9 protein-coding genes are annotated in these 6,524 nt (G+C 68.4%); 3 read left to right on the top strand and 6 right to left on the bottom strand.

The features are described 5' to 3' along the window. Nucleotides 1-626 (bottom strand): DUF881 domain-containing protein (locus ACRDPN_RS12910; RefSeq protein WP_431448605.1); only part of this gene is annotated, 626 nt, incomplete at its 3' end. A 68-nt stretch (nt 627-694) separates the two neighbouring features. Between ACRDPN_RS12910 and ACRDPN_RS12915 the strand changes: the two genes are divergently transcribed. After that, nucleotides 695-1,171, top strand: a complete 477-nt coding sequence (locus ACRDPN_RS12915) for a cell division protein CrgA (protein WP_431448608.1) — start codon at nt 695-697, stop codon at nt 1,169-1,171. A gap of 59 nt (nt 1,172-1,230) precedes the next feature. Here the strand turns inward: ACRDPN_RS12915 and ACRDPN_RS12920 are convergent, their stop codons facing one another. After that, complete coding sequence (locus ACRDPN_RS12920) at nt 1,231-2,064, bottom strand: rhomboid family intramembrane serine protease (RefSeq protein ID WP_431448611.1); 834 nt, start codon at nt 2,062-2,064, stop codon at nt 1,231-1,233. Nucleotide 2,065: 1 nt separating this feature from the next. Beyond that, nucleotides 2,066-2,590, bottom strand: a complete 525-nt coding sequence (locus ACRDPN_RS12925; RefSeq protein ID WP_431448614.1) for a peptidylprolyl isomerase — start codon at nt 2,588-2,590, stop codon at nt 2,066-2,068. 219 nt (nt 2,591-2,809) lie between these two features. Between ACRDPN_RS12925 and ACRDPN_RS12930 the strand changes: the two genes are divergently transcribed. Together ACRDPN_RS12930 and ACRDPN_RS12935 are read left to right on the top strand one after the other, a co-directional pair. Beyond that, the gene (locus tag ACRDPN_RS12930) at nt 2,810-3,586 is read left to right on the top strand and encodes an enoyl-CoA hydratase/isomerase family protein (RefSeq protein ID WP_431448617.1); all 777 of its coding nucleotides are present in this window, start codon (nt 2,810-2,812) and stop codon (nt 3,584-3,586) included. A 67-nt stretch (nt 3,587-3,653) separates the two neighbouring features. After that, nucleotides 3,654-4,046, top strand: coding sequence for a hypothetical protein (locus tag ACRDPN_RS12935; RefSeq protein WP_431448620.1), 393 nt, complete (start codon nt 3,654-3,656; stop codon nt 4,044-4,046). A 115-nt stretch (nt 4,047-4,161) separates the two neighbouring features. Here ACRDPN_RS12935 and ACRDPN_RS12940 read toward each other — a convergent pair whose 3' ends face one another. The 3 genes from ACRDPN_RS12940 to glyA are packed head-to-tail and all read right to left on the bottom strand — an operon-like array spanning nt 4,162 to nt 6,520. Continuing rightward, complete coding sequence (locus tag ACRDPN_RS12940; protein ID WP_431448623.1) at nt 4,162-4,488, bottom strand: DUF3817 domain-containing protein; 327 nt, start codon at nt 4,486-4,488, stop codon at nt 4,162-4,164. Continuing rightward, a complete protein-coding gene (locus tag ACRDPN_RS12945; protein WP_431448626.1) occupies nt 4,485-5,246 on the bottom strand; it encodes an SURF1 family protein in 762 nt (253 codons plus the stop codon). The genes ACRDPN_RS12940 and ACRDPN_RS12945 overlap by 4 nt, the downstream gene beginning before the upstream one ends. Next, entirely contained in the window at nt 5,243-6,520 is a 1,278-nt protein-coding gene (gene glyA / locus ACRDPN_RS12950) for a serine hydroxymethyltransferase (RefSeq protein ID WP_431448629.1), read from the bottom strand. The genes ACRDPN_RS12945 and glyA overlap by 4 nt, the downstream gene beginning before the upstream one ends. Nucleotides 6,521-6,524: the final 4 nt, after the last annotated feature.

Consider the following 6,524-nt stretch of genomic DNA (forward strand, 5'->3'; position numbering starts at 1 on the left):
TAGTCGCGGTAGATGGTGACCTCGGGTGACTCGTCGAGTGCCCGGTTCAGCCGGGCCGGGTCGCCGATCGCCTCGATGACGTACGGAGGCGAATACGGCACGCCGTCGAGTATGACGGTGTTGCCGACGCACTTGATGCCGGTGGTGGAGATGAGTCGCTGACCCTGGAGCGAGACCGCTTCCGCGCCACCGGACCAGAGCGCATTGACGAAGGCCTGGATGTCCTGCTGGTGCACCACGAGCACGTTGGGGTCGAGCCCCGGAACGTCGACGCTGCGCGGGGCGTCGGTGAGGCTGACCCGGACGCCCGGACCGCTCGCATCACGGAGGCCGCTGACCTCGCGCAGCCGAGCAAGGCGACCGAGCAGCACGTCGAGCGAGCTTCGCGACGGCGAGCTCCGGGAGATGTCGTCGATGTCCTGCTGAAGTTCGCGCGCCTCGGCACGTTGCCGCTCCGCTCGCAGTGCCCGCTCTTGCAGGAGCGAGGCGACGTCGCCGCCGGCCGGGCGCAGATCGGAGCCGTCGGAGGTGACGGCGGCGGCCGCGAACAACCCGCCGGCCAGGACGCACATCGACAGCACAGCGAGGGGCCACCGCTGACGCGCGTGCAATCCCGCCCTGGCCATCCACCCCACCTCCGCAATGTCTCGGCGACTAGGATATCCCGAGCATCGAACACACCAGAGAGGTCATCGTGGCGAAGAACGTCCCGCACAAGTCACCCCGGCAGGAGCCGCCGCCCTCGACGCGCGGTGGGTGGAAGCACCCGCTGGCGCTGGTGCTGCTCGTCGGGGCGGTTGCCTGGTTCGTCGCCACGATCTTCGCGACCACCGACAAGGACTTCCCCGCGATCGGCGAGATCCCCGTGTTCTTCGGCATCGGCAAGTGGAACTACGCGATCGCCGCCGGCCTGGGCTTCGCCGCGATGTCGGTCGCCGACCGCACGCGCCCGGCGCCCCGACCCGGTGAACCCGGCAAGGTGGCCAACCGCTGGGCCGCGCCCGCGATGGTGGCGTCGGCCGTCGTCGGTCTGCTGTGGATCGTGGTGTTCTACGTGGTCAGCGGCACCGACACACGCATCCCGTTCTACTCCGACCTCGGGCAGTGGAACATCGTGATCGGCATGGGCTTCATCCTCGCGGCCTTCGGCTTCGCGATGAAATGGGAATGACACACCTGTCGTTTATCCACTGCTGTGGACGGGCCTGTGCATAATCACACCGTTGTCATTCAGCTGAGCTGGAGGGTGCGGAGCACCACGGCGACCAGGATGCCGCCCCAGATCATCAAGAAGGCCCCGAGCTGGATGACCGAGCGTCGCTCGCGCGGAGCGTAGGCGAAGACCAGCCCGAGCAGGATGCCGGTGACGAACCCGCCCAGGTGACCCTGCCAGCTGATGTTGCCCTGCAGGCTGATGAAGGCGTTGATGGCGAGCAGCACGAGCAATGTGCGCACGTCCTGACGGGCGCGGATGAGCAGCACCAGGGCCAGTCCGAACAGCCCGAAGACCGCGCCGGACGCACCGATCGTCGCGATCTGCGGAGCGGTGAGCCAGTACACGAAGACCGACGACGCGACCGCCATCGTCAGGTAGGCGGCGACGAACCTCGCAGTGCCGAGTGCCCGCTCCACGAACGGCCCGAAGATGTAGAGCGCGTACATGTTGAAGGCGATGTGCAGGATGCCGGCGTGCAGGAATGCCGCCGTGAGCAGTCGCCAGTAGTCGCCCTGAGCGACGGCGAAACCCTGCATGGCACCGAGCTCGAAGACGATGCCCGTGGAAACTCCGGTGGCCAGCTGGAGCACGAACACGACCGCGTTGATGCCCAGCAGTGTCATCGACACGGCGCCCTCGCTCGCCGAGATCCGGCCCCCGGCGACGGTGCGGGGCTCGCGCACGGACTTGCGTCCCTCGGCCACGCACTCCGGGCACTGGAAACCGACCGAGGCGTCGCGCATGCACTCGGGGCAGATGAGCCGCTCACACCGCTGGCAGCTGATGTACGCCTCGCGATCGGAGTGCCGGTAGCAGCGCTGCTGCTCGATCGACGAGGGCTCGGTCACGTCAGGACCGTTCGATCGTGACCTTGGTGATGACCACGGGCTCGACCGGACGGTCGAACCGGTCGGTCTTGGTCGCGGCGATCGCGTCGATCACAGCCTGGCTGTCGGCGTCCGTGACCTCGCCGAAGATCGTGTGCTTGCGGTTCAGCCAGTCGGTCGGGGCGACGGTGATGAAGAACTGCGAGCCGTTGGTGCCCGGTCCGGCGTTGGCCATCGCCAGCAGGTACGGCCGGTCGAAGCGCAGGTCCGGGTGGAACTCGTCCTCGAAGGTGTATCCGGGGCCGCCGGTGCCGGTGCCCAGCGGGTCGCCGCCCTGGAGCATGAAGTTCGGGATGATCCGGTGGAACGTCAGACCGTCGTAGAAGGGCTGACCCGACACCTGTCCGGTGGAGGGATCCAACCACTCCTTCGTGCCTTCGCTGAGACCGACGAAGTTTTCGACGGTCTTCGGCGCGTGGTCGGGGAACAGCTGGATGACGATGTCGCCCAGGCTGGTGGTGAAGGTGGCGGTCAAGTGGGCTGCCACGACGGCGTTTCCTTTCGATCAGGGGGTTTCGACTCATCTTTTCATGGCGTGACAAGCCCGGGTCGGCGGCCGTCGCGGGACGTGCGGGCGGTCCTGGCGATACCGTCAGGCCATGACGTCCCGACGAATCCTGTTGCTGCTGCTCCTGATCGGCGCGGTCATCGCCGTGCGCAACGCCATCGCCGACCGCGGCGGCAGCTACGACCCCTCACGGCCTGCATGAGCGTGAGGCTCGAGCGCGACGACCACGACGTCGCGGTGCTGACGTTCGCCGACCCACCGGTCAACCTGTACTCCCGCGAGATGCACGACGCGTTCGACGAAGCCCTCGACGACGTCGAGGCCGACCTCCCGCGGGCGTTGCTCATCCGGGCCGAGGGAAGGATCGTCTCCGGCGGCGTCGACGTCTCCGCGTTCCAGGCCCGCACCACGAAGGCCGACACCAAGGCGCTCTACGACCGCATGCTCGAGCTGCCCGGGCGCATCGCCCAGCTCGACGTGCCGACGTTCTTCGCCGCTCACGCGCTCACCCTCACGTGGGCGTTCGAGGTGGCACTGGCCTGCGACATCATCGTCGCGGCGGAGAAGGCGAAGTTCGGGCTCGTCGAGCGGGTCATCGGCCTGACGCCGACGATGGGCGGCACCCAGCGACTGGCCGGCCGCGCCGGCGTCGCGCGCGCCAAGGAGCTCGTCTTCACCGGCGAGCTCTACGACGCCGAGACCCTCGAGCGGTGGAACGTCGTCAACCGGGTGCTGCCCGATGACGGCTTCGACGACGCGGTCCGGGCGATCGTGCTCCAGGTGGCCGTCGGGCCGACGAAAGCCTTCGGGTCCGCGAAGCAGATCCTGCGGCACCTCGAGTCGGGCGGCCTGCAGGAGGCGCTCGACCACACGACATCCATAGCGTCCGAGCTGTTCGACACCGACGACCTCCGCCGCGGCATGGAGTCCTTCCTCGCCGAGGGTCCGGGCAAGGCGACGTTCAGGGGCGCGTGACCTGCGAATTCAGCGTGAATTCAGGTGCCGGGAGTGACGCTGGTGTCGACCGGAAGAGGGTGGGCACATGGAAAAGCGCACACTGGCCGGTGCGATCGGGCTGGCCGCAGCGGCGGTGCTGACGGCCGGCGGAATCGCCGTGGCCAACGCCGGCGATGCACCGACCGGCGCCTTCGTCGAGCAGGACGACAACGACGACAACGACCGTGACGACGTCGGCGACGACAACAAAGGGCCCGACGACAACGACGACGGACCCAACGACCGCGACGACGACTCCGACGACGGCCCCAACGAAGACAAGGACGACGAGGCTGACGACAGGGACGACGGACCCAACGACCGCGACGACGACTCCGACGACGGCCCCAACGAGGACAAGGACGAGAAGGACGACAACGACGACGGTCCGAACGACCGCGACGACGACTCCGACGACGGCCCGAACGAAGACGACTGATCACGACGACAGCTGATCGCTGAGTGACTCACGCCAACGGCCTCCGGCGTATCGAGACCTGGTTGAGGGGACAGGCTCGCGCAGACTGTGGTTTCGATACGCCGGTTCCTCCCGGCTACTGAACCACCGATGGGTTCTGCACGGCGTGCGTGGTGCGGCGCTCGGCCCAGAAGCTCACGAACGGGATCGTGGCCAGCAGCATGGTGCTGATGGTGAAGGCCGGCTTCCAACGCTTCTGCGAGTGCAGCGCCGCGATGAGCACGAGCAGCACCATAAACAGCAGCCCATGAATCTGGTCGATCGTGAAGATGAGGTCCTCGTTGCGGTTCCACCACGACAGCTCGTCGGTCACGCGCTGGGCCACGGCAGCGGTGATGACGAAGATGAGGTTGAGGCCGACGATCGTCGCCACGACCTGGTATGCGCGCAGGGTTCGGTTCACGGCGTCACGTTACCTGCGGCCCCCTCGGCCTCCCGCGACGCCACGTTCTCGGTGGCCATCCGCCACCACATGAACACCGCGAACGCGCCGAACACCCACCACTGCAGGGCGTAGGCGAGGTTGCGCAGCCCCACCGTCCAGGCCACGTCCGGCGAGGGCGGCTGGACCGGCGTGAGCCCTCCGGTCACCGACCCGGACACTCCGATCGCGTAGCCGGAGTACAGGTCCCCCGGGACCACGTTGGTGAGCGCTGGGATGGAAAGTGTGCCGATGGTCCGGTCACGCTCGTCGAAGGGCTCGCCGCTGACCTCGCTGGCCTGGAGAACGGCGTCGAGCGTCACGTCGCCGTCGGGCACCGGGGGCAGGTCGGCGACCTGCGGCACCCAGCCACGGACGACGGGCAGCGCGGCGTCGGTTCCCTCGACGACCACCAGGGCGACGAGCCAGGCCCCACGTCGTCCGTCGTGCTCACGGCCGACGACCCACACCTGCTCGGACGCGGGCGCGAACCGCCCCTCGACCCGGACCCGGCGGTTCTCCAGCCGTGCCTCGAACGGTTCGTCAGGTCCCCACACCTCCGTCAGCGCGACGGGGGTGGCGGACCGCTGGCCGGCGCGTTCGACGTCCTGCCTGGAGTCATAGAGACCGAGCTGCCAAAGCCCGGCCACCACGCAGACCCCGACCGCCACCACGGCGAAGGCGTGAAGTCCCAGCAGCCCGGGCCGCAGCCACAGTCGAAGCCGCTTCGACGAGCTCAACGACTGCTGTACGGCGTGACGTCCGGGTAGAGCGGGAAGCGCTCGGCCAGGACGCCGGCTCGCTTGCGAAGGCCCTCGATGTCGACGTCGCCCGGCTTGAGCGCCTCGGCGATGATCTCGGCGACCTCGCGGAACTCGTCATCGCCGAAGCCGCGCGTGGCCAGCGCCGGCGTGCCGATGCGCAGACCGGACGTGACCATCGGCGGCCGCGGGTCGTTGGGGACGGCGTTGCGGTTGACCGTGATGCCGACCTCTTCGAGCCGGTCCTCGGCCTGCTTGCCGTCGAGCTCGCTCTCCCGCAGGTCGACGAGCACCAGGTGAACGTCGGTGCCGCCGCTGACCACCTGGATGCCCGCGGCGCGGGCATCGTCGGCCAGCAACCGTTCGGCCAGGATCCGTGCCCCGTCGAGCGTGCGCTGCTGCCGCTCCTTGAACCCGGGTTCGAGCGCCATCTTGAACGCCACCGCCTTGGCCGCGATGACGTGCTCGAGCGGGCCGCCCTGCTGACCGGGGAAGACCGCCGACCGCATCTTCTTGGCGACCTCCTCGTCGTTGGTGAGGATGGCGCCACCGCGCGGGCCGCCTAGGGTCTTGTGCGTGGTGGTGGTGACGATGTGTGCGTGCGGCAGCGGGTTGGGGTGCAGGCCCGCGGCCACGAGCCCGGCGAAGTGCGCCATGTCGACGAACAGTGACGCGCCGACGTCGTCGGCGATCTCACGGAACCTGGCGAAGTCGAGGTGCCGCGGGTACGCCGACCACCCGGCGAGGATGATCCGCGGCTGGTGCTCCCGGGCGAGACCCGCGAGCTCGTCCATGTCGACGTAGCCCCGGTCGTCGACCTTGTACGGGACCACGTTGTAGAGACGTCCGGAGAAGTTGAGCTTCATGCCGTGGGTGAGGTGCCCGCCGTTCGCGAGATCGAGACCGAGGACGGTGTCGCCTGCCGAGGCGAGGGCGTGGTACGCGGCCGCGTTCGCGGTCGCGCCGGAGTGCGGCTGGACGTTGGCGTACTGCGCGCCGAATAGCTGTTTGAGCCGATCGATGGCGATCGTCTCGACCTCGTCGACGAACTCGCAGCCCCCGTAGTAGCGCTTGCCCGGGTAGCCCTCGGCGTACTTGTTGGTGAGGACGCTGCCCATGGCCTCGAGCGAGGCGACCGGCGCGAAGTTCTCCGAGGCGATCATCTCGAGCGTCGTCTGCTGGCGGCTCAGCTCGGCGTCAAGCAGCCGTGCGATCTCGGGGTCGAAGTCGGCGAGGTGCTGGTTGTGGTCCATGACC

The sequence above is a fragment of the Aeromicrobium sp. genome (assembly GCF_050700635.1).
In the GTDB taxonomy this organism is placed as follows: domain Bacteria; phylum Actinomycetota; class Actinomycetes; order Propionibacteriales; family Nocardioidaceae; genus Aeromicrobium.

Excerpts from the sequence above, each read along its gene's own strand:
- ACRDPN_RS12935 (WP_431448620.1), top strand. The coding sequence starts at position 3,654 with ATGGAAAAGCGCACACTGGCCGGTGCGATCGGGCTGGCCGCAGCGGCG.
- glyA (WP_431448629.1), bottom strand. The coding sequence starts at position 6,520 with ATGGACCACAACCAGCACCTCGCCGACTTCGACCCCGAGATCGCACGG.
- ACRDPN_RS12930 (WP_431448617.1), top strand. The coding sequence starts at position 2,810 with ATGAGCGTGAGGCTCGAGCGCGACGACCACGACGTCGCGGTGCTGACG.